This is a genomic window from Jiangella anatolica, assembly GCF_003236295.1.
Lineage (GTDB): Bacteria > Actinomycetota > Actinomycetes > Jiangellales > Jiangellaceae > Jiangella > Jiangella anatolica.
In genome coordinates, this window is the sequence record NZ_POTW01000093.1 from 1 (window position 1) to 22,455 (window position 22,455).

A 22,455-nucleotide genomic window follows, 5' to 3' on the forward strand; every position below is an offset into this window, starting at 1 on the left:
ACAGCCTCCGTGCTGCGGGCCGTCGCGAGGCTGGACGAGCCGGCCGCGTCGCGCCGGAACCAGCGGATCACCAGCCAGGTCGCCGGCATCGTCACCGCGAGCGTGATGAGCGTCAGCGGCAGCGAGTACGTCACCAGCACGGCCAGCGTGAGCAGCAGCGACAGCGACAGGTTCACCACGTCGGGCAGCTGCTGGCGGACGAAGTCGGTGACCGTCGCGACCTCGCCGGTGGTGCGTTGCAGCAGGTCACCGACCCGGTGCGACTCCAGGAAGCGCAGCGGCGCGGCCGCGATCCTGGCCACCGCGGTGTCGCGCAGGGACCGGACGACGCGCTCGCCCGTACGCGTGAGCAGGACCTCGGAGGTGCGCAGCAGGAAGACCCGCGCCACCACGACGACGGCCAGCACGGCGACCGCGGTGAACAGCCCGGACCGCGACCGCTGCACCAGCTCGTCGATCGCCCGGCCGATGATCGGCGCCATCGACACGAGCGCGCCGGCGCTGAGCACACTGACCGCGAGCGCGCCGAGCGCCGCCCGCCGGTACGGCCGGGCGACGACGGCGAACCGCCGGTAGACGCCGCGGATCTGCGGCGCCTCGTCGAGGATCGGCGCCTCAGCCATCGACGCTGCCCACGGTGACCGGGACCGCGAGGTCGACGACACGGTCGGCGCGGTCGCACAGCTGGGTCCGGTGCGACACGGCGACGATCGCGGTGTCCGGCAGCTCGGTCCGCAGCCGGTCCAGGATCGCCCGCTCGGTCCCGACGTCGATCGCCGACGTGACGTCGTCGAGCAGCAGCACGCCGGGCCGGTTCAGCAGGGCACGGGCCAGCGCCAGCCGCTGCACCTGCCCGCCCGACAACGTCGTCCCGCGCTCGCCGACGGTGGTCTGGTAGCCGGCCGGGAGCGCCCGGACGAACCCGTCGGCGCCGGCCATGCGGGCGGCCCACTCGACGTCGTCGTCGCTGGTGTCGCGGCCGAGCCGGATGTTGTCCGCGACGGTGCCGCTCAGCACGAGCGGGCGTTGCGGCACGTAGCCGATCACGGCCCACCATTCGGTCCGGTCGGTTCCCATGATGTCGACGCCGCCGAACGTGATCGCGCCGGCGGCCGGCTCGTCCAGCCTCGCGACGGCCCGCAGCACGGAGGACTTGCCGCTGCCGACCGGGCCGCGCAGCACGACCAGCTCGCCCGGCGCCGCGGTGAGCCACAGCGGCGGAGTCGCGGCGCCGTCGGCCCCGGTGCGCACGGAGAGCGCGTCGAGCACCAGCTCGCCCCGCTCCGGCAGCCTGACCAGCGCCGACGGACCGTGTCGGTGCCCGCCCGTAGGGTGGGCCCCCTCCCTAGAGGGGCGGGTCATACCTACCCCCATCGAGCCACTGGCGTCCGCCCCGTCTGCCGCACCGGCCCCATCCGTCGCGCCGCGCCCGACCGGGTCAGCCGTGCCGCGCCCAGCGGCCACGCCGCGACCGCCGGAACCGGCCGCGCCCGTCTCGCCCGACGTCGCCCCCGCGGCGACGCCAGGCGCCGGACCCTGTCGGTGCCCGCCCGTAGGGTGGGCACCCTCCCTAGAGGGGCGGGTCATACCTACCCCCACCGAGCCGCCTACGGCCACCCCATCCGCCACATCGGCCCCATCCGCCACACCGGCCGCATCGGCGCCGGCCGCCGCGCCAGCCGCATGCCTCGGGGCGGGGCCGGGGAGGTCCAGCACCTCGGCGATCCGCGTGCCCGACACCTCCGCCTCCCGCCGGTTCGACACGAGCAGCACGAGGAAGCTCAACGCCACGGTCAGCATCGTCATCCACGACGTGTAGGCGATCAGACCGCCGATGCTCAGCCCGCCGTCCAGCACCGCCAGCCCGCCGGTCAGCAGCCCGGCCGCGATCGCCATCCGCGGCACCGACGGAGGCACCGCGGCCCACCAGGCGGCGATCCGGGCCAGCGCCAGCGTGTGCACGGTCACCTCACCACTGGCAGCACCGTGCCGGCGGACCAACCGGCCCGTCCCGCCGAGGCCGCGCACCGCACCGGCCGCGGACAGCAGCTCCTCGACCGCACCCGCACGAGCGGCATGAGCGGCGGCCAGTCGCGAGGCCGCCGCCGCGAACCGGGGCGGGAAGATCAGCTGCGTCCCGACGACCAGGGGCGCCATCACAGCGGTCACGATCAGCAGCCGCGGGTGCAGCGTCGCCACCGCCGGCACCACGACGACGATCGTGCTCAGCGCCAGCGTCCAGTAGGTGAGCTTGTCCACCCAGTCGGCGACGGCGAGCACGTCGCGCTCGGCCCGTGAGGCGAGGTCGCCGCGGTCGAAGCGGGCGGTGACGGCGCCGTCGGCCGCCCCGGCCCGGGCGAGCAGCCGCGACCGCAGGTCCTGCGCCGTCGCGTTGGCGGCGTGCCGGGTGAGCCGCTCCCCCAGGAGCCCACCGCCCAGCACGACCAGCGCCAGCCCGACGACGGCGACAGCCCAGCCGGCCGCCTGACCCGGCGCGCCCGCCTCCAGCCCACCGTCCACGGCGCGCTGCACCAGCGCCGGCGTGGCCAGATACGCCAGCTGACCGCCCAGCGCGCAGGCCAGGCCGGTGACGAGCACGCGCCGCCGCCGGTGGAACAGCGATCGCAGCAGCCGGCGTCCAGGGGCGCGAGGGTGGTCGGGTGTCACCGGCCCAGGTTAGGGTCGACTAACCTGGTGGTGGTCCAACCCAGCGGTCGCCTCACATCAGGCCGCGGACGACGACGGCCTGGAGGTGTGGTGTTCGCGCGCGCGTTCGGCGGCGGCGGGCTCGACGGCGCCGAGGAGTTCTGGCTCAGCCGCTTCGACCTGCCGCGGCTCAGCGGCTTCACCGTCCACGAGCACGCCGAGCACCAGCTGTCCTGGGTCGCGCACGGCCAGTTGGTGGTCGAGGCCGGCGGGACCTGGCTGCTGCCCCCGTCTCAGGCGGTGTGGATCCCGGCCGGCACCCCGCACGCGCTGCGTGCCACCCGCCCGACCCAGCTGTACTGCCTCTACCTCTGGCCGGCCGACTGCCCGGTGCCGTGGACCCGCACGACGGTCGTCGCCGCCGACCCGATGCTGCGGCAGGTCATCCTCTACCTGGCCCGGCCGGACCTGCCCGACGACGCCGCGCAGCGGGCGCGCGCGCTGCTGGCCGACGTGCTCCGCCCCGACCCGGCCGCCACGAAGGACGTGCCGATGCCGTTCGACGGCCAGGCCCGCGACCTCGCCGACGCGATCGTGCGCGACCCCGGAGACCAGCGCGGCCTGCGCGAGTGGGCCGCCGCCCTGCACGTCAGCGAGAAGACGCTGCGCCGCGCGTTCGTCGCGCAGACCGGCATGACGTTCACCGACTGGCGCACCCAGGTCCGGCTCCGCGCGGCGCTGCCGCTACTGGCCGACCGGCTGCCGGTCGCCTCTGTCGCGGCGCGCGTCGGCTACCGCAGCGTCAACGGGTTCATCAACGCGTTCCGCCGGCACTTCGGACGGACACCGGGCAGTTACGCGGCGCTGCTCGGCGCGTGACGGTCGTGCGCGAGGCCCACCCGCTGGGCCGCGCGCATCAGCCCTAGCCGCTCGTCCAGCCAGCCGTCGATCGCGGACTGGATCCGCAGCAGCTCGCCCGGGTCGTCGCAGCGCCGCCGGTAGTCGGCCAGCCAGCTGAGCGTGTCGTCGACGTAGCGGAGCTTGGCGGCGATCGGCCAGGTCATCGGCTCCCCCTCATCTCCATGGAGCCAGGATTCCCCGTTCCGGCCGGAACACACCTCCTCCGCGGAGGGTGAGAACACCAGGTGGCACGTGGGGCGCCGCGCTGGCGCGCCGTTCGGTGCGTAGCTAGGCGTTCTCCTGCTCTACCACCCATGCATGCCTGGTAGAGCAGGAGAACGCCTGGTGGGCGGCCCAGAAAGCGCCGAACTAGAGCCCGAGCGACTCCAATCGGGCGATGTACTCGTCCTCCTGGTCCTCCTCGTCGGCGTCGCTCTCCCACGGCGCGAGCAGCCACTCCTGGGTGGCCTCGTCCAGCGCGGCCAGCCGGCGGTTGTACTCCTCGCCGTTGTCGGTCCAGTAGCCGACCACCTTGTAGGCCGACGGCGGCAGCTTCAGCTCGTGCCGCAGGTAGCGGCGGGCGTCGCGCAGGACGGCGGTCTCGCCGGCCACCCACACGTAGCCGGTGCCGGGCGGCAGCTCGGCGGCACGCAGCGCGCCGGACAGCCGGCTCGGGCCGTGCCCGTTGCCGCCGTAGAGCCAGGCCACCTCGACGCCGACGGGGACCGCGACCCGGTGCGCCGGCGTCGCCACCTCGAACACCGCGCGGGTGCGGACGCCGGCCGGCGTCGTCTCCAGCAGCCGCGTCGCAGCCGGCAGCCCGGCGGCGTCGGCCAGCAGCAGCTGCCAGCGCAGCTCGGCGGGCGGGTCGTACATGCCTGTCGGCGCGTTGACGACGACGACGTCGCCCAGCGCGGCCGTCCGGGCCCAGGCCGCCGCCACGCCGCCGTCGTGCACCACGAAGTCGATCTCCAGCCGGCCGGGCCGGAATGACCGCACGGTGTACGTGCGCATCGGCGCCGGCTCGGCGTCGTCGGGGTAGCTCCACCGGCCGCGCTCGTCGACGACGGGCAGCACCGGCTCGGCGCCGTCCGGCGGGAAGAAGATCCGCAGGTACTCGTCTCCGACGCCGGTGGATGCGAACCCGGCCAGACCCGGCCCGCCGAACACGACCCGCACCATGTCGGCGCAGATCGGACGGGTGTCGATGACCTCCGCGCGGAAGAACCGCATCGACGCTCCTCGAACCAGGCGGCAAGTGAGGAAAGCCTAACCTGCCGCCGATTCGTAGGCGATGCCCGCGCCAAGACACCGTCCTCCCGCTACCGGCCTGACGACCCGAAGACAACCGGGCGGTCATGGTCGCGTCGGGCTGCGTTATCGGGATGTTCCGGATGATCCGGAAGGGTCGCGGTGTGCCGGTCGGCCCGGCCGGCGCACCGACGACACCCGGGAGAACCCTGTATGTCCTCGAGACAACGCGTCCTCGCCGCGACCGCCGGCCTCACCGCACTCGCCGGCATCGCCGCCGTCACCGCCACCGTCGCCACGCCCGGCGCCGCCGCCTCCGCCCGGCACCAGGACTGGGACGAGAACGCCTACCGTGGCCTGATCGAGGTCGTCCGCGGCGACGACGGCCCCGCCGACCCCACCGTCCTCAACGGCACCGTCTTCGTCGACCGCGACCGCGACAGCCGCCACGACCGGACCGAGCGCGGCCTGGCCGGCGTCGAGGTCTCCAACGGGCGCGAGGTGGTCACCACCGACCGCCGCGGCCGCTACCAGCTGCCCGTCTACGACAACATGACCGTCTTCGTCACCCAGCCGGCGGGCTACCAGGTGCCCGTCGACGAGTCCAACGTCGCGCAGTTCCACTACAACCACCTGCCGGCCGGCTCGCCCGAGCTGCGCTACGGCGGCATCGCACCGACCGGCCCGATCCCCGACGCCGTCAACTTCCCGCTGGTGGAGAGCGAGCTCACCGACGACAGCGACCTGAACTGCATCATCGCCGGCGACCTGCAGACCTACAACATCACCGAGGTCGAGTACGCCCGCAAGGGCGCCATCCGCGACCTCTCGCGGCGCCACGACTACCAGGGCTGCGGCAGCCTCTTCGTCGGCGACGTGGTCGGCGACGACCTCTCGCTCTACGACGAGGTGAAGGGCCTGACGGCGCAGACGAACGGGCCGGCCCGGTTCCTGCCCGGCAACCACGACCTCGACTTCGACGCCACCACGGCCGAGCACTCGTTCGACACGTTCCGGGCCCAGCTCGCGCCGGCGTACTTCTCCTACGACGTGGGCGAGGCGCACGTCATCGCGCTGAACACCGTCCGCTACCCCTGCACCCCCGATCTCGACAACGTCGACGGCCTGCGCCCGGAGTGCAACGACCCGGTCAACCGGCCGCGCTACAACGGCTTCATCGACGCCACCCAGATGGAGTGGCTGCGCCGCGACCTGGCCGAGGTCGACCCTGACAAGCTCATCGTCATCGCCGGCCACATCGGCCTGCTCAACTGGGCCGACGAGGGCAGCGCGATCCACCAGGTGGACCAGGTCCGCGAGGTGTACGAGCTGCTCCAGGGCCGCAAGGCGGTCGCGCTGGCCGGGCACAGCCACTCGATCGAGAACCTGCGCACCGGCGACTCCATGCAGGGCTGGCGCGACATCTTCGGCGTCGACAGCCTGCCGTTCCCGCACCTGACCGTCGGCGCGATCGCCGGCGACTGGTTCTCCGGCCGGGTCACCGAGAACGGCTACCCCACCGCCCTCCAGCGCGACGGCGGCCGGCCCGGCGTCCTCACCCTCGAGCTCGACGACGCCGAGTTCCAGGAGCGGTTCACCGTCACCGGCGAGAACGACCGGGTGCAGACCCAGCTCGCACTCAACACGCCGGCCTACCGCGAGTGGTTCGTCGCGCGCTCGGCGTGGAACCGCAACCCGGTGGGCCCGGCCCCCGAGCTCGGCGACCCCCTCGTCGTCGACCGGGCCGACCTCGCCGGCGGCACCTGGCTGACGACGAACTTCTTCATCGGCGGCACCGGCTCCACGGTCACCGTCCGCCTCGACCGCGGCCGGCCGCAGCCCGCCGTCCGCACCCAGGCCATGCAGGGCGAGGACCAGCTCGTCGGCGTCGAGTACTCCGACCCGGCCGCCGTCGCCGAGCAGCTCGTGCACGGCGGCAGCGTGGCCGACCGGACCATGCACCTGTGGCGCTTCGACCTGCCGGCCGACCTGGTTCCGGGCACGCACCGGGCGCACGTCACGGCCACCGACGTGCACGGCCGGCGCTTCGCCGACACGCTCACCTTCCAGGTGGTCGAGTCGCGCTGACCGACGAAGACAGCCTCCGGCGCTCATGGTTCGATGGGGCGATGAGCGCCGGAGTGCTGCGACTGACCGACGTGTCCTGGCCGCGGGTGCGGGCCGCGCTCGACGCCGGACGGCGGACCGCGCTGTTCGCCGTCGGCTCCACCGAGCAGCACGGCCCGCACCTGCCGTTCTCGGCCGACACCCTGCTGGGCGACGCCCTCGTCGTCAGGCTCGCGCCGCGGCTGGGCGACGTCGTCGTGGGGCCGACGGTGCCGTTCGGCGTCGCCACCCACCACATGGCCTTCCCCGGCACGCTGACCCTCGATACCGAGACGTTCCAGGCGGTCGTGCGGCAGTACGTCGGCAGCCTGGCCGCGCACGGCTTCGAGACGGTGCTGGTGGTGCCGAGCCACGGCGGCAACTTCGCGCCGCTGGCAGACCTGCTCGAGTCCACCGGCGGCGACGTCGGCGGCGCGCGGTTCGTGCCCTACACCGACCTCACCGCGTTCATCGCCGTCCTCGAACGGGTCGGCCGCGACGACGGCATCCCGCCCGAGATCGGCGGCGTCCACGCGGGCGAGGCCGAGACATCCATCCTGCTGGCCGAGCGGCCCGACCTGGTCGACATGAGCGCCGCCGTCCAGGGCTTCGACGGGGTCTTCGACGACGAGACCGCCCGGCGGGTGTTCACCGGCGGCACCGCCGCGCTGTCCGGCACCGGCGTCCTCGGCGACGCCCGGCCGGCCGACGCGGCCCGCGGGGCGCGCTACCTCGACGCGCTGACCGACCTGTTGGCCGCGCACTTCGCTCCCGTGCTGGCGGGCCGCTCGTGAGGACCGCCTACGACCACATCGTCATCGGCGCCGGTGCGCTGGGCTCGGCCGCGGCGTACCGGCTGGCGGCGGCCGGCCACACGGACGTGCTGGTGCTGGAGCAGTACGAGCTGGGCCACACCCGCGGGGCGTCGGAGGACCACTCGCGGATCATCCGGCACACCTACCACTCCACCGTCTACACCGCGCTCACCCCGGCCGCGTACACCGCCTGGGAGGAGGTCGAGGAGGAGACCGGACTGCAGCTGGTGTTCAAGGTCGGCGGCCTCGACCTCGCCGTCACCGGCACCCCGGGGGAACGCGAGCTGGCCGCCTACGAGGCCTCACTCGCGCCCCTGGCCGGCGCCGGCGTGACGTGGGAGCGGCTCGACGCCGCCGAGATCCGGTCGCGGTGGCCGCAGTGGCGCATCGACGACGACGTCGTCGGGTTGTTCCAGCCCGACGGCGGCATCCTCGACGTCCGCCGGGCCACCGCCGCGCACATCGCGCTGGCCCGCGCCCACGGCGTCGAGTTCGCGCCCGGCACCGCCGTGCTCGGGCTGTCCTCGTCGGACACCCACGTCACGGTGTCGACCAGCCGCGGCTCGTTCACCGCGGGGTCGGTGGTGCTGTGCGCCGCGTCCTGGACCCCCGAGCTGCTGGTGAGCCTGGGCGTCGACTGGCCCATCACGCTCAGCCAGGAGCAGGTCAGCTACTTCGCCACCCCGAACCTGCGCGACTTCGCCCCGGACCGGTTCCCGATGTGGATGTGGCACGGCGACCCGTTCTTCTACGGGTTCCCGGTCTACGGCGAGGTCGCGGTGAAGGCCGCGCGGGACCTGAGCGGCCGCTTCGTCACCCAGCAGACCCGCAGCGAGCTGCCCGACCCGGCCGCGACCGAGGAGGTGGCGGCGTTCCTGCGCCAGCGGCTGCCCGGCGCGGCCGGCCCGGAGCTGGTCAGCAAGACCTGCGTCTACGACCTGCCGCCGGACCGCGAGTTCGTCCTCGACCACGTCCCGGGCCACCCGCGCATCGTCGCCGCGATCGGCGCCGGGCACGCCGCCAAGTTCGCGTCGCTGCTCGGCGGGATCCTCGCCTCCCTGGCGACGACCGGCGTCAGCGAGCACCCGATCGAGGCGTTCCGCGCCGACCGGCCGGCGCTCACCGACCCGGACTTCATTCCGTCGTTCCGGCTGACCGGCGAGCCTGACGTCACTCCCGGCTGAGGCCGAGCGTCGCGACCAGGTCCTCGTGCAGCTCGAACCAGACCCGGTGGCACGAGTCGGCGTCGGTGTCGTCGATCCGGCCGTCGTCCAGCGCGGCGGCGAACCTGGTGTCGTAGCCGCCGAACCTCGGGCGGACGGCGCTGAGCCGGGCGGCCAGCGGGGCGAGCCCGGCGCCGACGGCGGCCAGCTCGGCCCGCGCGCCCGCGTCCGCGCTCGCGGCGCCGAGCTGCCAGTCGGTGACGGCCCGCAGCAGCCGTGCGTTGAGCGGCAGGAACGCCGCGTGCACCGCTTCGACCTCGGCCGCGGCGCCGGCTTCGGTCAGCTCGGCGGCCAGCAGGCGCTCGTTCTCGGCCCGGCCGGACTCCGTCAGCGACCAGCCGCCGAGCCCGGCGAACTCGGCGTGCGTCACCCAGCCGCGGGCCCGCGCGTCCTCCAGCGCCTCCGCTGCTTCGGCCGGGTCCAGGCCGAACCGGGCGGCCAGGTCCGGCGTCTCGGCGAACCCGCGGAGGCGGACGGCGTGCAGCACGAGCAGGGTGGTCACGCGCCGCTCCCCCGCCGTGCGGCCAGCCGGGTGAAGTGCTGCTGGCAGGCCTGCGGCGAGTTGAAGCCCATCGCGGCGGCGATGTCGGCCCAGGTCAGGCCGGCGCCGCGGGCGACGAACAGCAGGCCGGCCTCCAGCCCGTCGACCTCGGCGCGGGCGGCCGCCAGCAGCGCCAGCCCGGCCCGCAGGTCGTCGGGCTCCAGCTCGCCGGCCCGCCAGAGCGCGTAGTGGGCGAGGTCCACGTCCGACGGCGGCACCGGCGGCGGCCGCCACGGGCGCGGCTCCAGGGCGTCGGCGCCGAGCGCGAGCAGCCGGTGCCGGGCCGCGGTCTCGCGACCGGCCTGGCTGTGGTCGGGGTTGCGGGTCATGGCCCGATCGTGTTTCATCAACGGAACGTTGTCAACAACTCGTTGAAGGGGTGGCGCGTGATCGTGCCGTTGGCCGAGGCCGTCGCGGGCACCTGCGGCGGCAAGGCGGCCGGGCTGGGCGCGCTGCTGCGGGCCGGGCTGCCGGTGCCGGACGGCTTCGTGCTGCCGTTCGCCGCGACCGGCCCCGGCGTCGACCTCGACGCCGCCGTCCGGGCCGGGCTCTCCGGGCTGTCCGGGCTCGTCGCCGCTTCGTCACCTGATCGTTTTGCCGAGAACGATCAGGTGACGAAGACGGCGGCGGCCCGGCCGGTTTCGTCACCTGATCGTTTCCAGAAGATGATCAGGTGACAGTGGCGGTCCGGTCGTCGGCGGCGGACGAGGACACGGCGCATGCGTCGGCGGCGGGCCAGTACGAGACGGTGCTCGGGGTGCGCGGGGCCGCCGCGGTGACGAAGGCGGTGCGGACCTGCTGGGCGTCGGCGCACTCGGACCGCGCCGTCGCCTACCGGGACGGCGCCGCGGCGGCGCCGATGGCCGTCATCGTGCAGCGGCTGGTCGAGGCCGACGTGTCGGGTGTGCTGTTCACCGGCGACGACGTCGTGATCGAGGCCTCGTGGGGGCTGGGCGCCGGCGTCGTCGGCGGCACCGTCACCCCCGACGCGTACCGGGTCGGCGCGGACGGCGTCGTCACCCGGGCCGCAACCCACCAGCGCGGCCGCCCGGTGCTCGACGACGGCACGGCCAACGCCCTGGCCCGGCTCGGGCGGCGGGTCGAAGCGCTGCTCGGCGGCCCGCAGGACGTCGAGTGGGCGATCGCCGGCGGCGAGCTCTGGCTGCTGCAGGCCCGTCCGGTCACCGTCGCTCCCCCGCCGCCGGCACCAGCCGCGACGGTCGCCGCATTGACCGGCACGCCGGCCAGTCGAGGCGTCGCCACCGGACCGGCCCGTGTGATCGACGGCCCGGACGGGTTCGGCCGGGTCCGCGCCGGCGACATGCTGGTCTGCCGGTTCACCGACCCGGCGTGGACGCCGCTGCTGCGGGTCGCCGCCGGCGTGGTCACCGAGACCGGCGGCGCGCTCTCGCACGCCGCGATCGTCGCCCGCGAACGGCGCATCCCGGCCGTCGTCGGCGTCGACGGCGCGACCACCCGCATCCGCGACGGCGCCACCATCACCGTCGACGGCGCCGCCGGCACCGTCACGACCGAGGAGTGAGATGAGCGTCAGACACCTCTACGTCGCCCGGCACGGCAGGGCCGACGCGCTCGGCGTCCTCACCGACGACGGCCGCCGCCAGGCCCGGCTGCTCGGCGAACGCCTGGCCGAGGTCCCCGTCGCCGCCGTCTGGCACTCACCGCTGCCGCGGGCCACCGACAGCGCGCAGGAGCTCGCCGCGCACCTCGCCGGCGTGCCCGTCGCACCCGCCGAGGAGCTGGTCGACCACGTCCCGTACGTCCCCGCACCGGCCGAGCTGCCGCCGTCCTGGGCCGGCTTCTTCGACGGCTACGACGCCGCCGAGACCGCCGAGGGACACCGCCTGGCGGCCGCGCTCGTCGCCCGGTTCGCCACGCCGCCGCCGGGCGACGACATCCACGAGGTGCTGGTCACCCACGCCTTCCAGGTCGCCTGGCTGGTGCGGCACGCGCTGGACGCGCCGCCGCTGCGCTGGCTCGGCCTGAACAGCGCCAACACCGGGCTGACGCTGATCGAGTACCGCACCGGTCTGCCACCGGCGGTCGCCTTCTTCAACGACCTCAGCCACCTCCCGGACGAGCTGCGCGATCACGCCTAGGGGGTGTCTGACGGATATTGGCGGATGCGGTCGGCGTCTGGGCGTCGATCCGCGCCGCCGAAGATCCGTCAGCCACCCCCTAGCCGCGACGGGCCCGGCGGACCTCGTGCGCCAGCGCCCACGCGTCGGAGAGCGGTCCGAGGTGAGCGAGCTTGTCCGGGTTGACGACGGACCGGATCGCCTGGATCTTCCCGTCCAGCACGTCCAGCGTCATCGTCCCGATCAGCGCGCCGTCCTTGTCACGGACCACCGCGCCGGGCTGGCCGTTCAGCGTGCGCGGCTCCAGCACGGCGCCGATCTGCGTCAGGACCGGGAAGAACCCGGCGGTCAGCCTGGCGACGTTGTCGGCGCCGACCACGCCCTTGGCCAGCGCCGGCGCCTTGCCGCCGCCGTCGCCGACCATCTGCACGTCGGCCGCGAGCAGCTCGCGCAGCTGGTCGACGTCGCCGTCGCGGACGGCGTCGAAGAAGCGGGCGGCCAGCTCCTCGCGCTCGCGCCGGTCCGCCTCGAACCGCGGCCGGCCCTCGTCCATGTGCCGGCGGGCCCGGACGGCGAGCTGGCGGCAGGCCGCCTCGGACCGGCCGACCGCTGCGGCGATCTCCGGGAAGCCGAACGCGAACACGTCGCGCAGCACGAACACCGCGCGCTCCAGCGGGCTGAGCCGCTCCAGCAGCAACAGCGCCGCCATCGACACCGAGTCGGCCAGCTCGGCGGACCGGGCGGGGTCCTCGTACGGGTCGTCGGCCAGCGGCTCGGGCAGCCACGGGCCGACGTACTCCTCGCGGCGCACCCGGGCCGAGCGCAGCACGTCGATCGACACCCGGGTGACGACGGCGGACAGGTACGCCTTCACCGACACCGGCCGCGTCGCCGTGCCCTGGTAGCGCAGCCAGGTCTCCTGCACCGCGTCCTCGGCCTCGCTCACGCTGCCCAGCAGCCGGTACGCGATCGAGAACAGCAGCGGCCGCAGCTCCTCGAACTCCTCGGCGTCCCTCATGCCGCCTCCTCCTTGAAACCCTCGCGCCAGGACGGGTAGCGCGGCTCCCAGCCGAGCTCGCGCCGGGCCTTGGCATTGGCGAACGGCCGCCCCTGGGTCATGATCGCCACTCCCATCTCGCCGGCCAGCGGCCGGACCAGCCACGCCGGCAGCCGCAGCGGCCGCTTCGCGCCGACGCACTCGGCCAGGTACGGCAGCCACTCGCGCACCTGGGCCGGCTCGTCGTCGACGATGTTGAACACCCCGCTCGCCCGTTGCTCCATCGCCAGCACGGTAGCGTCGGCCGCGTCGTCGATGTGCACCCAGGAGAAGTACCCGGCGCCGCCGCCGATGACGGGCATCCGCCGCTTGCGGACGAGGTCGATCTGCTCCTCGATGCCGCCGCCGGGTCCGTAGAAGCCGCCGTAGCGCAGCGCGGCGCCGCCGGCCATGACCACCGCCTCCTCGAGGTAGCGCAGCGGCCGGCTGACGATTCGCAGCCTCGGCGGCAGGTCCTCGGTCACCAGCGGCTCGTCCTCGGTCACCGGGCCGGCCGCGCGGTTCGCGGGCCAGTTGGCGAGGCTCTGTGCGACGACGTACGTGACGCCGATCGCCTCGGCGGCGGCCAGCAGGTGATCCGTGCCGGACGTCCGCAGCCGGTTGGTGATGGCGGCGAACCGCTCCGGGTGCCGGAAGTCGGGCTTGCCGATGTGCTCCGGCGACAGCGCGGTCATCTGGTGCACGATCGCGTCGGGCCGGGCGCGCGCCACCGCCTCGCCGACCGACGCCGGGTCCAGCCCGTCCATCAGCACGCCAGTGGCGCCGAGCCGGCTCAGCATCCCCAGCCGGCCCGGGCTCGTCGTGGTCGCGGTGACCTCGTGCCCACGTGCGACCAGGCGCGGCACCAGCCGCCGCCCCATCGCCCCGCTGCCGCCCGCCACGAACACCCGCATGACGTCACGCTCCTCGTCCGGTGTCTACTCCCTTCACCCGAGACGAGACAGCCCGGCGTGCCGTGACATACGCGGCGGCCAGTGTGAGCGCGACCAAGGTCAGGACCGGCCAGTCGCCGGTGCGGGCGTACGGCGTCAGCCCGGTGCGCAGCGGCACCTCCCGCTCCAGCAGCTCCTGCGTGCCCAGCCCGCTGAGCTGGGCCACCGACCCGTCCGGCAGGACGATCGCGGAGTAGCCGGTGGGCGCGGCCTGCAGAACGGTGCGGCCGAACTCGCGTGCCCGCAGCCGGGACGCGGCCACCTCGATGGCCGGCACCTCCTCGCCGACGTATGACGACGCGTTGGTCGGCGCCAGCACGAGCTCGCCGCCGTCGCGCACGCCCTCGGCGACCCGGTCGGCGAAGAACACCTCGTAGGAGATGACGATCGCCAGCGGCCGCCCGGCGGCCTCCACGTCGGCGTCGCCCGTACCGACGATCGCGTCGCGCGGCACGAACCGGGTGTCGTCGCTGAGCGCCTCGAACAGGCCGCGCAGCGGGATGTACTCGCCGAACGGGACCCGGTGCTCCTTCTCGTACCGGTCGACGACCTCACCGTCGGGCCCCCACACGACGGAGGCGTTGCGGAACCCGTCGTCCTCCCCCTCGGTGACGCCGACGATCAGCGTCGTGTTCAGCCGGCGGGCCTGCTCGGCGAACGCCTCGTCCAGCGCGGTGCCGGCGATCGGCCCGTCGGTGTCGGCGACGTTCTCCGGCAGCAGCACGACGTCGGGCTCGCCCTCGACCTGCTCCAGGGTTTCCAGATGCCGGTTGGTCGCGTCCATCGAGTCGACGAAGATCGCCCGCAGTCCGCGCGGCCCGCCGCCCTGCACGATGACGGCGTCCATGCTGCCCGCCCCGTCCGTCGCGTCGAGGCCGCTCAGCGCGAGCGGCGCGCCGACGGCGACGACGGCCGTCCCCGCGGCGGCCAGCCGGGCCCGGTTCGACCCCGCGACGAGCGCCGCCAGCGCGCCGCCGGTGAGCGCGGCCAGCGCCGTCACCAGCAGCGCCCCGCCCAGCGGCGCCGCGGCCAGGAACGGGCTGTCGGTGAGACCGAGCCCGAACGCCGGCAGCGGGAAGCCGCCGAACGGGAACCGGTACTGCACGGCCTCCAGCAGCACCAGCAGCATCGGCGCGACGAGCCACCAGCCGGCCCGCTTCCCGGCCGACAGGCCCGGCGACGCCGCCGCGACCAGCGTCAGCAGCACCGTCTCCAGCACCGCGACCGCGACGTAGCCCGCCGAGTTGAAGTCGATCAGCCACCGCAGCGCGACGACGTAGTGGACGGCGCCGCCGAGCGCGCCGAGCCAGAGCCGGTCGCGCAGCCGGTGCCCGGCCAGCGCCAGCACGAACCCGGCCACACCCAGCGGGAACAGCACCCACCAGTCGCGCGGCGGCAGCGCCAGCCACCACAGCAGGGCGACCACCAGCATCAACGCGGCGCTGACGATGCGCCGCTGCCGGACCGGACGGCCGGTCCAGGCGGCGAGCGTCGGCACCCGGCCACCCCTTCCTCACGGTGCCCGCCATCCTACGAGCCGGCTCAGAAGGGCTGGCACCCGGCGGCGTCGACCGGTCCTTCGCAGAGCACCAGCTCGAACCAGATCCGGTGCACGAACGACTGCCCCGCCGAGTCATAGGTCAGCGCGACGACCGCGCCGCGCGCCGTCGCGTCGGACGGCTTGGAGAACTGCAGGCCCAGCTGCATCAGCGGCGCGTCGGGGTCGGTCTCGTCGGCCGGGCAGACGGTGTCGATCGTGCGGTCCGCCGGGTCGAACCCGTAGTCCTCCAGCGTCGCGACGCCGGAGCCGTCCGCCGGCGCCGGGTACCTGGTCCCGGTCCAGTCCGCCTCCCGCACCGCGAACGCGTCCAGGCGCAGCCCGTCGCTGTGCTCCAGCGTCGCGCCCGTGAGGGTGATCTCGCCGGGCCGGTCGATGCACAGCCCGAGGTCGGGCATGGTCCACGGCGTGTCCGCGGGCCAGTCCGGCAGGCTCGCCCCGCCGCCGCCCTCCATCGGCGGGAGGCGCGGCGGGCGCTCCCCGATCCCGCCCAGTACCAGTCCGGTCGCGGCCAGCAGCCCGGCCAGCCTGACGAACGCCCCCATCGCCGCCCCTTCCGATGCCGGGGTCAGTCGTAGCTGACCCGGTAGCGCAGATGGGTGACATTCTTGCCTTCCACGAGCTCGATCAGCTCGAGGTGCGTGTGCTCGTTCTGGAGGTTGTCGAAGTAGCGGACGCCGGCCCGCATGAGGATCGGCACCAGGTCGACCCGGACCTCGGTCAGCACGCCGAGGTTGAGGCACTGCTGGGCGATGTCCGGCCCGGCGACGTTGATGTCGCGGCCGTCCGCCACCACCCGGGCCTGGTCCAGCGCGCTCTCCAACGAGTCGACGAAGGTGAACGGCGCGTCCGGGACCGGCGGCCAGTTCGCCGGCGGCGGCCGGTGCGTGACGACGAACGTCGGCGAGTCGTTCGGCGGCCGGCCGCCCCAGCCGTTGGCGTGGTCGAAGATCCGGCGGCCGCAAACGAACACGCCCTCGGTGTCGTTGCGCCGCCAGTAGTCGGCCGAGGCGGCGGACATCCGGAACGTGATCGGGTACCCGGCCGGCGTCACCTCGACGTCGCCGTTGCGGTACCAGTCGAAGAGATCGCCGACCGAGTCGTCCGGGTAGGCGACGAAGCCGTCGAGGGACATGGTGAAGCTGGAGAAGATGCGGCTCATCTAGCCCTCCTGGTCGCGTCCTGCACAGGCTACGGACCCGGCCCGGCGCCGGAACTCATCGCCGGCGGCAGCACCGTCTACCATGGCACCGCGTGGGGCTGACCTTCACCGCCGTCGCCGGCGAGCTCCCGCTGGTCCAGCGGGTGTGGTCGGCGAGCTGTCATGCGACGACCGGGTTCGCCTCGGCGGTCAAGGCCTCGACCATGATCTCGTTCTCGCGGAACGGCGGCGTGGTGCAGGTGCATCTGCACGGCCCGGAGACGGTCGGCACGTCACTGACCTGCCCGGAGGGCTGGGAGTTCTTCGGCGTCGAGCTGCGCCTCGGCGCGTATCTGCCGCTGCACCCGCCCTCCGGGCTGACCGACCACAGAGACGCGTTGGTGCCGGTCCTGCCGGGCAGGCGGATGCTGCTGGACAACCGGGAGTGGGAGCTGCCGACCAAGCAGAACGTCGACGTCTTCGTCGGCCGGCTGGTGCGCACGGGCCTGTTGCGCTTCGACCCCCTCGTCGACGAGATCCGGCACGGGGAACGACCACGCGGCATGTCGGAGCGGACGGCGCAGCTCCGGTTCCGCCGGTCGGCCGGCATCTCGCACCGCAAGCTCGTCGCCATCGAGCAGGCACGGCAGGCCGCGCAGTTGCTCACGGCGGGACGAGCGATCGCCGACGTGGTCAGCGCCTGCGGGTACTACGACCATCCGCAGCTCACCCGGGCGATGCGGTGGGCGACGGGTCAGACCCCGGCCGAGCTGAGGGCCGGCGTCTCGTTCCTGGCGCTGTGAGGCGGCTTCGGTTCGATACAAGACGGGCCGACCGGCCGGATGATTCACTCCGGGCATGCGGCAACAGGGTACGTACGCCTCGGTGAACGGCATCGACCTCTACTACGAGATCCTCGGCGCCGACCGGCCCGGTCCGCCGCTGATCATGCTGCACGGCGGCATGCTCACGTTCCACGGGAGCTTCGACGCGTTGCTGCCGACGCTGACCGCCGAGCGCACCGTCATCGGCGTCGAGTTGCAGGGGCACGGGCACACGGCCCTCGGCGACCGGCCGTTCTCCATCCGGCAGTGCACCGAGGACGTGATCGCGCTGCTCGACCGGCTCGGCATCGAGCGCGCGGACTTCCTCGGCTACAGCCTGGGCGGGCTGGTCTCGACCGACGTCGCCGTCGTCGCGCCGGAGCGGGTCGGCCGGCTCGTGGTGGCCGCCTCACACTTCGGGGCGACCCGGTCTGAGGCCTACTACCCCGAGATCACCGCGCTCGACCTGGACTCGCCGCGGATGCCGACCGAGGCGGAGGGGGCGGCCATGATCCGCGCCTTCGAGGACGTTGCGCCGCGCACCGAGGACTTCTTCGCGTCCGTGGGAGTGGTCCAGCCGGCGGTGCACGACTTCGACGGGTGGACCGACGAGGAGCTGGCCCGGCTCACCATGCCGGTCCTGATCATCATCGGCGACACCGACTTCGTCCGCCTCGAGCACGCCGTCGAGATGAAGCGGCTGGTCCCGGACGCGCAGCTGGCGATCCTGCCGGGGACGCCGCACATGCAGGTCATCCGGCCCGACCTGATGCTGCCGATGGTGACGGCGTTCCTGCAAGAGTGATCACCGCCGCCGCGTCAGCGACGCGCGGTGACGATCCAGGCGCGGGCGTCGAACCGCACGCCCGCCGGAGTGGCGTGCGCGGCGAGCTGCGCGCGCAGCCGCTCCCGGGCCCGATCCAGGCCGGCGCCGGCGAACCGGCCGAGCACCTCCCGCACGTCCTGCAGCTGGACCACCGCGTCGAACGCCTCGTCGACGTCGGCGCCGTACCAGACCGGCCGCGCGACCTCGGCGAACTCGACGTCGCGGAACCCGGCGGACGTCAGCAGCGCCCGCGTCGCGTCCGGGTCGGCGAGTGAGAACGCGCTGTCGTCGGCCGGACGCTGCTCCGCCCCGCCCAGGACGGCGTCGATCAGCGGGCCGGCCCACTCGTTGGCGGCGCGGTCCTGCCAGACCATCATCGCCAGCCGGCCGCCGGGCCGGGACGCCCGCGCGAGGTTCGCGAACGCCGCCGCCGGGTCGGCGAAGAACATCGTCCCGAACCGGCTCATCACCAGGTCGAACCCGGCGGTGACGAACGGGTGCGACTGGGCGTCGGCGACCTCGAACGCGACGTTCGCCACGCCCTCGGCGGCCGCGAGGCGGCGCGCGTCCTCGACCCGCGCAGCGGAGACGTCGACGCCCAGCGCGCCGCCGTCGGCGGCGATCCGCGCGGCGTCGAGCGTCGTGCGGCCGCTGCCGCACCCGACGTCCAGCACCCGGTCGCCGGCGCGGATGCCGAGCGCGGCCCGGAACGGCGGGTCGAGGTCGCGCAGCTCACTGTCGTAGTCGAAGGCCACGCGCCGACGCTAGCGGCTGAGCGAGCCGATCACAGGTCGTAGCCACCGGACGCCTCGATGTCCTGGCCCGTGATCCAGCGGGCGTCGTCGGAGATCAGGAACGCGATGACGGCGCCGACGTCGTCCGGTTCGCCGATCCGGCCGAGCGCCGTCCGCGCCGCCAGCGGGGCGATCAGCTCCGGGAACCGCTCGAACGCGTCGTCGCTGAGGCGGGTGCGGGTCGGGCCGGGCGACACCGAGTTGACCCGGATCCCGCGGCCGGCCAGCTCCTTGGCCAGGTAGCGGGTCAGCACGACCAGGCCGCCCTTCAGCGATCCGTACACCGAGTAGCCGGGGGTGAGCCCGGCCGCCTTGGTGGACGAGCTGCTGGTGTTGACGATCGCGGCGCCGTCGGCGAGCAGCGGCGCCAGCGCCTGGGTGAGGAACAGCGGCCCCTTCAGCAGCACCCGGTGCAGCCGCTCGTACAGCTCCTCGGTGATGTCGCCGAGCATCGCGCTCTCGCCGATGCCGGCGTTGTTGACCAGCGCTTGGATCCGATCCGTCTGCCAGGTCGCGGCGACGGTCTCGCGCAGCCGCTCGGCGAACCCGCCGAACGAGGCCACGTCGCCGACGTCGAGCGGCAGCGCGACCGCCGTCCCGCCGAGCTCCTTGACCGCTCGCAGCGTCTCGTCGGCGCCCTCCGGATGCTGCCGGTAGGTGACGACGACGCCGAACCCGCGGCGGGCTGCCGCCACGGCGGCAGCTTGCCCGATCCCGGCGCTTCCCCCGATGATCACTGCGACGCTCATACTCTTCCCTCTTTCCGTACACTGGCTCTGACGTGACAAGTCAAGCCGGTACGGGCCGCTCAGAGGTAGAGCATTCGTCGCGACCTCTTGCCCGATCCTGCTCAGTCGGACGGAATCGAACCATGGACGAACTGCGCGAGCTGATCCGGCGGCACACCCGGCACGCGCCGGGCGAGGTGCCGATCGGCGAGAGCGCCGTGATCTCGGCGATCAGCAGCGCCGGCCCGCCCGAGTTCTCGATGACGGGCACGCTGGCCGTGCTGCTCGTCCAGGGCGCGAAACGGCTCGCCGTCGGCGACCAGGTGTACACGTACCGGGCCGGCCAGTCCCTCGTCACGTCGGTCGACCTGCCGACGACCGGCCACTTCATCGGGGCGAGCCGCGAGACGCCCGCGCTCGGGTTCGCGCTGACGCTGCGGCCGGCGCTGATCGCCGAGCTGCTGCTGCATCCGGCGGCCGCAGCGCTCCCCCGGGCCACCGGCGCCACGCCCCCGGCGGTCATGGTCGGCGACGCCGGCGACGACCTCGTCGAGGCGGTCACCCGGATGGTGCGGCTGCTGGACCGGCCGCGGGATCTTCCGGTGCTCGCGCCGCTGGTCGAACGCGAGCTGACCTGGCTGCTGCTGCGCGGCCCGCACGGCGCCTCCGTCGGCCAGCTCGGCCTGGCCGGCAGCCGGCTCAACCGGGTGGCCCACGCGGTGCGCTTCCTGCGCGAGCGCTACGCCGACCCCGTCCGCGTCGACGAGCTGGCCCGGATGGCCCGGCTCAGCCCGTCCGCCTTCCACCGCAGCTTCCAGGCTGTCACGTCGCTGAGCCCGATCCAGTTCCAGAAGCAGCTGCGGCTGCAGGAGGCGCGGGTGCGCGTCCTCGCCGACCACGGCGACATCGCCGGCATCGCGCACGCCGTCGGCTACGAGAGCCCGTCCCAGTTCAGCCGCGACTACAAGCGCCGCTTCGGCGCCTCCCCCCGCCACGACGCCCAGCGCTTCCACGCCACGGCTGTCACGCCGGACGCAGGTGCTCGACGGTGACGCCGTGCCGCTCGGCCAGCCGCCGGGCGATCAGCGAGCGGTGACAGGCCTCCGGGTCGCGCTCGACGCAGAACAGGGCGGCGGCCGCGTCGTCCGGCAGCGCCGCCACGATCGGCGCGAGGTCGGCGCGGTCCAGGATCTCGGCGGTGTAGCGGCGGGCGTACTCCGCGGCGAGCTCCCGGCGCGAGCGCTTGCCGACGCCTTGCCGGTCGTCCTCGGCGTACTGGAGCTGCCGCAACCGCGTCGTCGGGGCCAGCTCGGGGTGGTGCGCGTAGGCGATCCCGGCCCCGGCCAGCGCCGCCTGCAGCCGGAGCGAGTTCGCCCACGCGTACTCCGGTCCGCGGACCGCCCGCCGCTGGCGCACGTCCAGCAGCAGGCGGACGTCCGCGTCCCGGAGCCGGCGCAGGAACGACTCGGCGTCGAAGCCGTAGACGCCGATGGTCACGATCACGCGACAGCCGTTCCCTCCAGCTCGACCAGCAGGGCCGGCACTGCCAGCCGGGTCACCCCGAGCATCGTGGTCACCGGCGCCACCCCGGCGGCGCCCAGCCGCGCCGCCAGCACACCGTAGTGCTCGAACAGCCCGTCGACGTCGGTGGTGTAGACGTTGAGGCGGACGAGGTTCGCCAGCGACATGCCGGCCTCGTCGAGCACCGCCTCCAGGTTGTCCAGGCTGAGCGCCAGCTGCGCCGCCAGGTCGCCCGCGTGCTGGGGGGTGCCATCGCCGCTCATCGCGGTCTGCCCGGCGAGGTACAGGGTGCGGGCCGGCTCGGTGACGAGCTCGCCCTGATTGAAGCCGAGCGCCGCCGACCACGTCCACGGGTTGATCGCCGCTCGCTGCGTCTGTGTCGTCATGGGACCAGCCTCGCAGCGAATCACGACACCTTCTGTCGTGTATTCAGTAGGCTCTTCCGCATGCGCGCCGACCGGCTGGTCTCGCTGGTCCTGCTGCTCCGTCAGCACGGGCGGCTGTCCGCGACCCGGCTGGCCCGCGAGCTGGAGGTCTCCACCCGGACGGTGCTGCGCGACATCGAGGCGCTGTCCGCCGCCGGCGTCCCGGTCTACGCCGAACGCGGCCGGCACGGCGGGTTCGCGCTGCTGCCCGGCTTCCACACCGAGCTGACCGGGCTGAGTCACGACGAGGCGCTGGCGCTGCTGGTCGCGGGGTCACGGCGGGGCGCGCACGCGTTCGGCCTGGGCTCCGCGCTCGCGTCGGCCATGCTCAAGGTCGTCGACGCGCTGCCGGAGGGCCAGCGGGCGACCGCGGCCGGCGCGACGCAGCGGCTGCTCATCGACCCCGAGACCGACCTGCTCTCGCGCCGCCTGGTCGCCGACGAGGCGCCTGACGCCGTCGTGGCCGAGGTCCGCCGGGCGGTGTTCTCCGGACGCAAGCTGCGCCTGCACTACGCGGCGGCGGGCCGGGCGCCGACGTGGCGGACGGTCGACCCGATCGGCCTGGTCACCGTCCGCGACCAGGGCTACCTGCTGGCGACACGGTCGGGTGCGGACCGCACCTACCGGCTGTCGCGGATCCTGGCCGCCGAGGAGCTGCCCGAGCCCGCCCAGCGAGCGGACCGGGTCGACCTGGATCAGGCCTGGCTGGAGCGCAGCACCTTGTTCCGCACCGGCGGCGACCAGGTCACCGTCGTGGCCGGGCTGAACCCGGCGCGACGGGAGGAGCTGGCCGGCACCGCGCTGGCCGTCCTGACCGAGACGACGGACGCCGACGGCCGGCTGCGGCTGGAGGTGACGTTCCAGGACGCGCGGCACGCCGAGTGGGCGCTGTGGCGGCTCGGGACGGACGGGGAGGCGTTGACGCCGCAGTGGTTGCGCGACTCCCTCCGCGACCGCGCCGCCGCGCTCGTCAGCCAGTACGCTCGCGGCTCATAGGCGCCGTCGGCGTAGTCGAAGAAGGCCAGGATTTCGGGCTCTTCTGCTGCTTCCCGTGGGTCGCCGGGCCCG

At 74.2% G+C, this 22,455-nt stretch carries 26 protein-coding genes; 11 read left to right on the forward strand and 15 right to left on the reverse strand.

Translation table 11 applies throughout. From position 1 onward, the window contains the following. Both C1I92_RS26700 and C1I92_RS34620 read right to left on the reverse strand, forming a co-directional pair. On the reverse strand, positions 1–623 hold a 623-nt coding region (locus C1I92_RS26700), incomplete at its 3' end, for an ABC transporter transmembrane domain-containing protein (RefSeq protein ID WP_146605299.1). Then, on the reverse strand, positions 616–2,667 hold the full coding sequence (locus C1I92_RS34620; RefSeq protein ID WP_111257675.1) for an ABC transporter ATP-binding protein: 2,052 nt from the start codon (positions 2,665–2,667) through the stop codon (positions 616–618). The genes C1I92_RS34620 and C1I92_RS26700, both read right to left, overlap by 8 nt. Positions 2,668–2,757: 90 nt before the next feature. Between C1I92_RS34620 and C1I92_RS26710 the strand changes: the two genes are divergently transcribed. Continuing rightward, positions 2,758–3,525, forward strand: coding sequence for a helix-turn-helix transcriptional regulator (locus tag C1I92_RS26710; RefSeq protein WP_199521624.1), 768 nt, complete (start codon positions 2,758–2,760; stop codon positions 3,523–3,525). Here C1I92_RS26710 and C1I92_RS26715 read toward each other — a convergent pair. After that, positions 3,501–3,710, reverse strand: coding sequence for a hypothetical protein (locus tag C1I92_RS26715; protein WP_111257676.1), 210 nt, complete (start codon positions 3,708–3,710; stop codon positions 3,501–3,503). The genes C1I92_RS26710 and C1I92_RS26715 overlap by 25 nt on opposite strands. A 205-nt stretch (positions 3,711–3,915) precedes the next feature. Further along, entirely contained in the window at positions 3,916–4,779 is an 864-nt protein-coding gene (locus C1I92_RS26720) for a siderophore-interacting protein (RefSeq protein ID WP_111257677.1), read from the reverse strand. Between the two features lie 231 nt (positions 4,780–5,010). Here C1I92_RS26720 and C1I92_RS26725 point away from each other — a divergent pair, with 231 nt between their 5' ends. From C1I92_RS26725 to solA, 3 genes are read left to right on the forward strand one after another with little or no spacing between them, the layout of a single operon-like run. After that, a complete protein-coding gene (locus C1I92_RS26725) occupies positions 5,011–6,885 on the forward strand; it encodes a calcineurin-like phosphoesterase C-terminal domain-containing protein (RefSeq protein WP_111257678.1) in 1,875 nt (624 codons plus the stop codon). Between the two features lie 41 nt (positions 6,886–6,926). Continuing rightward, entirely contained in the window at positions 6,927–7,697 is a 771-nt protein-coding gene (locus C1I92_RS26730; RefSeq protein WP_111257679.1) for a creatininase family protein, read from the forward strand. Next, on the forward strand, positions 7,694–8,902 hold the full coding sequence (solA, locus tag C1I92_RS26735) for an N-methyl-L-tryptophan oxidase (RefSeq protein WP_199521625.1): 1,209 nt from the start codon (positions 7,694–7,696) through the stop codon (positions 8,900–8,902). Before C1I92_RS26730 ends, solA begins: the two co-directional genes overlap by 4 nt. Here solA and C1I92_RS26740 read toward each other — a convergent pair. Beyond that, positions 8,889–9,443, reverse strand: coding sequence for a transcriptional regulator (locus C1I92_RS26740; protein WP_111257680.1), 555 nt, complete (start codon positions 9,441–9,443; stop codon positions 8,889–8,891). The genes solA and C1I92_RS26740 overlap by 14 nt on opposite strands. Next, on the reverse strand, positions 9,440–9,811 hold the full coding sequence (locus C1I92_RS26745; protein ID WP_199521626.1) for a hypothetical protein: 372 nt from the start codon (positions 9,809–9,811) through the stop codon (positions 9,440–9,442). Before C1I92_RS26745 ends, C1I92_RS26740 begins: the two co-directional genes overlap by 4 nt. Before the next feature lie 57 nt (positions 9,812–9,868). Here C1I92_RS26745 and C1I92_RS34625 point away from each other — a divergent pair, with 57 nt between their 5' ends. Genes C1I92_RS34625 through C1I92_RS26760 form a run of 3 tightly spaced genes read left to right on the forward strand, consistent with a single transcriptional unit; the run spans position 9,869 to position 11,602 of the window. Further along, positions 9,869–10,159, forward strand: coding sequence for a hypothetical protein (locus C1I92_RS34625; RefSeq protein ID WP_199521627.1), 291 nt, complete (start codon positions 9,869–9,871; stop codon positions 10,157–10,159). Continuing rightward, on the forward strand, positions 10,156–11,025 hold the full coding sequence (locus C1I92_RS26755; protein ID WP_111257682.1) for a PEP/pyruvate-binding domain-containing protein: 870 nt from the start codon (positions 10,156–10,158) through the stop codon (positions 11,023–11,025). The genes C1I92_RS34625 and C1I92_RS26755 overlap by 4 nt, the downstream gene beginning before the upstream one ends. A gap of 1 nt (position 11,026) precedes the next feature. Then, on the forward strand, positions 11,027–11,602 hold the full coding sequence (locus C1I92_RS26760; protein ID WP_111257683.1) for a histidine phosphatase family protein: 576 nt from the start codon (positions 11,027–11,029) through the stop codon (positions 11,600–11,602). Between the two features lie 79 nt (positions 11,603–11,681). On the opposite strand, the gene C1I92_RS26765 is transcribed toward C1I92_RS26760, so the two are convergent. From C1I92_RS26765 to C1I92_RS26785, 5 genes are read right to left on the reverse strand one after another with little or no spacing between them, the layout of a single operon-like run. After that, positions 11,682–12,599, reverse strand: coding sequence for an RNA polymerase sigma-70 factor (locus C1I92_RS26765; RefSeq protein WP_111257684.1), 918 nt, complete (start codon positions 12,597–12,599; stop codon positions 11,682–11,684). Next, on the reverse strand, positions 12,596–13,531 hold the full coding sequence (locus C1I92_RS26770) for an NAD-dependent epimerase/dehydratase family protein (protein ID WP_111257685.1): 936 nt from the start codon (positions 13,529–13,531) through the stop codon (positions 12,596–12,598). Before C1I92_RS26770 ends, C1I92_RS26765 begins: the two co-directional genes overlap by 4 nt. Before the next feature lie 4 nt (positions 13,532–13,535). After that, positions 13,536–15,068 (reverse strand): apolipoprotein N-acyltransferase, encoded by a 1,533-nt coding sequence (lnt, locus tag C1I92_RS26775; protein ID WP_199521628.1) that lies wholly within the window; start codon positions 15,066–15,068, stop codon positions 13,536–13,538. A gap of 44 nt (positions 15,069–15,112) precedes the next feature. Further along, positions 15,113–15,673, reverse strand: coding sequence for a hypothetical protein (locus C1I92_RS26780; RefSeq protein ID WP_111257686.1), 561 nt, complete (start codon positions 15,671–15,673; stop codon positions 15,113–15,115). 23 nt (positions 15,674–15,696) lie between these two features. Further along, the gene (locus tag C1I92_RS26785) at positions 15,697–16,290 is read right to left on the reverse strand and encodes a dihydrofolate reductase family protein (RefSeq protein WP_111257687.1); all 594 of its coding nucleotides are present in this window, start codon (positions 16,288–16,290) and stop codon (positions 15,697–15,699) included. Positions 16,291–16,382: 92 nt separating this feature from the next. Between C1I92_RS26785 and C1I92_RS26790 the strand changes: the two genes are divergently transcribed. Beyond that, entirely contained in the window at positions 16,383–17,072 is a 690-nt protein-coding gene (locus tag C1I92_RS26790) for a helix-turn-helix transcriptional regulator (protein ID WP_111257688.1), read from the forward strand. A 55-nt stretch (positions 17,073–17,127) separates the two neighbouring features. After that, positions 17,128–17,898 carry an alpha/beta fold hydrolase gene (locus C1I92_RS26795; protein ID WP_199521629.1) on the forward strand — a complete coding sequence of 257 codons (771 nt, stop codon included), beginning with the start codon at positions 17,128–17,130 and terminating at the stop codon, positions 17,896–17,898. 14 nt (positions 17,899–17,912) lie between these two features. Here C1I92_RS26795 and C1I92_RS26800 read toward each other — a convergent pair whose 3' ends face one another. Next, entirely contained in the window at positions 17,913–18,674 is a 762-nt protein-coding gene (locus C1I92_RS26800; protein ID WP_111257689.1) for a class I SAM-dependent methyltransferase, read from the reverse strand. Between the two features lie 29 nt (positions 18,675–18,703). Continuing rightward, on the reverse strand, positions 18,704–19,462 hold the full coding sequence (locus C1I92_RS26805) for an SDR family NAD(P)-dependent oxidoreductase (protein ID WP_111257690.1): 759 nt from the start codon (positions 19,460–19,462) through the stop codon (positions 18,704–18,706). Positions 19,463–19,584: 122 nt separating this feature from the next. On the opposite strand from C1I92_RS26805, the gene C1I92_RS26810 reads away from it, so the two are divergent. After that, a complete protein-coding gene (locus C1I92_RS26810) occupies positions 19,585–20,493 on the forward strand; it encodes an AraC family transcriptional regulator (RefSeq protein WP_111257691.1) in 909 nt (302 codons plus the stop codon). On the opposite strand, the gene C1I92_RS26815 is transcribed toward C1I92_RS26810, so the two are convergent. Beyond that, positions 20,465–20,944: a DUF488 domain-containing protein gene (locus C1I92_RS26815; RefSeq protein ID WP_111257692.1), complete on the reverse strand. Its 480-nt coding sequence runs from the start codon at positions 20,942–20,944 to the stop codon at positions 20,465–20,467. The two genes, C1I92_RS26810 and C1I92_RS26815, sit on opposite strands and share 29 nt — an antisense overlap. Beyond that, positions 20,941–21,348, reverse strand: coding sequence for a RidA family protein (locus C1I92_RS26820; RefSeq protein WP_111257693.1), 408 nt, complete (start codon positions 21,346–21,348; stop codon positions 20,941–20,943). Before C1I92_RS26820 ends, C1I92_RS26815 begins: the two co-directional genes overlap by 4 nt. 60 nt (positions 21,349–21,408) lie before the next feature. Between C1I92_RS26820 and C1I92_RS26825 the strand changes: the two genes are divergently transcribed. Beyond that, positions 21,409–22,383, forward strand: a complete 975-nt coding sequence (locus tag C1I92_RS26825) for a helix-turn-helix transcriptional regulator (protein WP_111257694.1) — start codon at positions 21,409–21,411, stop codon at positions 22,381–22,383. Positions 22,384–22,455: the final 72 nt, after the last annotated feature.

What these genes read in the sequence shown, in the direction of transcription:
- C1I92_RS26715 (WP_111257676.1), bottom strand. Translation starts at nt 3,710, where the DNA reads ATGACCTGGCCGATCGCCGCCAAGCTCCGCTACGTCGACGACACGCTC.
- C1I92_RS26720 (WP_111257677.1), bottom strand. Translation starts at nt 4,779, where the DNA reads ATGCGGTTCTTCCGCGCGGAGGTCATCGACACCCGTCCGATCTGCGCC.
- C1I92_RS26725 (WP_111257678.1), top strand. Translation starts at nt 5,011, where the DNA reads ATGTCCTCGAGACAACGCGTCCTCGCCGCGACCGCCGGCCTCACCGCA.
- C1I92_RS26730 (WP_111257679.1), top strand. Translation starts at nt 6,927, where the DNA reads ATGAGCGCCGGAGTGCTGCGACTGACCGACGTGTCCTGGCCGCGGGTG.
- C1I92_RS26745 (WP_199521626.1), bottom strand. Translation starts at nt 9,811, where the DNA reads ATGACCCGCAACCCCGACCACAGCCAGGCCGGTCGCGAGACCGCGGCC.
- C1I92_RS26760 (WP_111257683.1), top strand. Translation starts at nt 11,027, where the DNA reads ATGAGCGTCAGACACCTCTACGTCGCCCGGCACGGCAGGGCCGACGCG.
- C1I92_RS26765 (WP_111257684.1), bottom strand. Translation starts at nt 12,599, where the DNA reads ATGAGGGACGCCGAGGAGTTCGAGGAGCTGCGGCCGCTGCTGTTCTCG.
- C1I92_RS26770 (WP_111257685.1), bottom strand. Translation starts at nt 13,531, where the DNA reads ATGCGGGTGTTCGTGGCGGGCGGCAGCGGGGCGATGGGGCGGCGGCTG.
- C1I92_RS26780 (WP_111257686.1), bottom strand. Translation starts at nt 15,673, where the DNA reads ATGGGGGCGTTCGTCAGGCTGGCCGGGCTGCTGGCCGCGACCGGACTG.
- C1I92_RS26785 (WP_111257687.1), bottom strand. Translation starts at nt 16,290, where the DNA reads ATGAGCCGCATCTTCTCCAGCTTCACCATGTCCCTCGACGGCTTCGTC.
- C1I92_RS26795 (WP_199521629.1), top strand. Translation starts at nt 17,128, where the DNA reads ATGCGGCAACAGGGTACGTACGCCTCGGTGAACGGCATCGACCTCTAC.
- C1I92_RS26805 (WP_111257690.1), bottom strand. Translation starts at nt 19,462, where the DNA reads ATGAGCGTCGCAGTGATCATCGGGGGAAGCGCCGGGATCGGGCAAGCT.
- C1I92_RS26810 (WP_111257691.1), top strand. Translation starts at nt 19,585, where the DNA reads ATGGACGAACTGCGCGAGCTGATCCGGCGGCACACCCGGCACGCGCCG.
- C1I92_RS26820 (WP_111257693.1), bottom strand. Translation starts at nt 21,348, where the DNA reads ATGACGACACAGACGCAGCGAGCGGCGATCAACCCGTGGACGTGGTCG.
- C1I92_RS26825 (WP_111257694.1), top strand. Translation starts at nt 21,409, where the DNA reads ATGCGCGCCGACCGGCTGGTCTCGCTGGTCCTGCTGCTCCGTCAGCAC.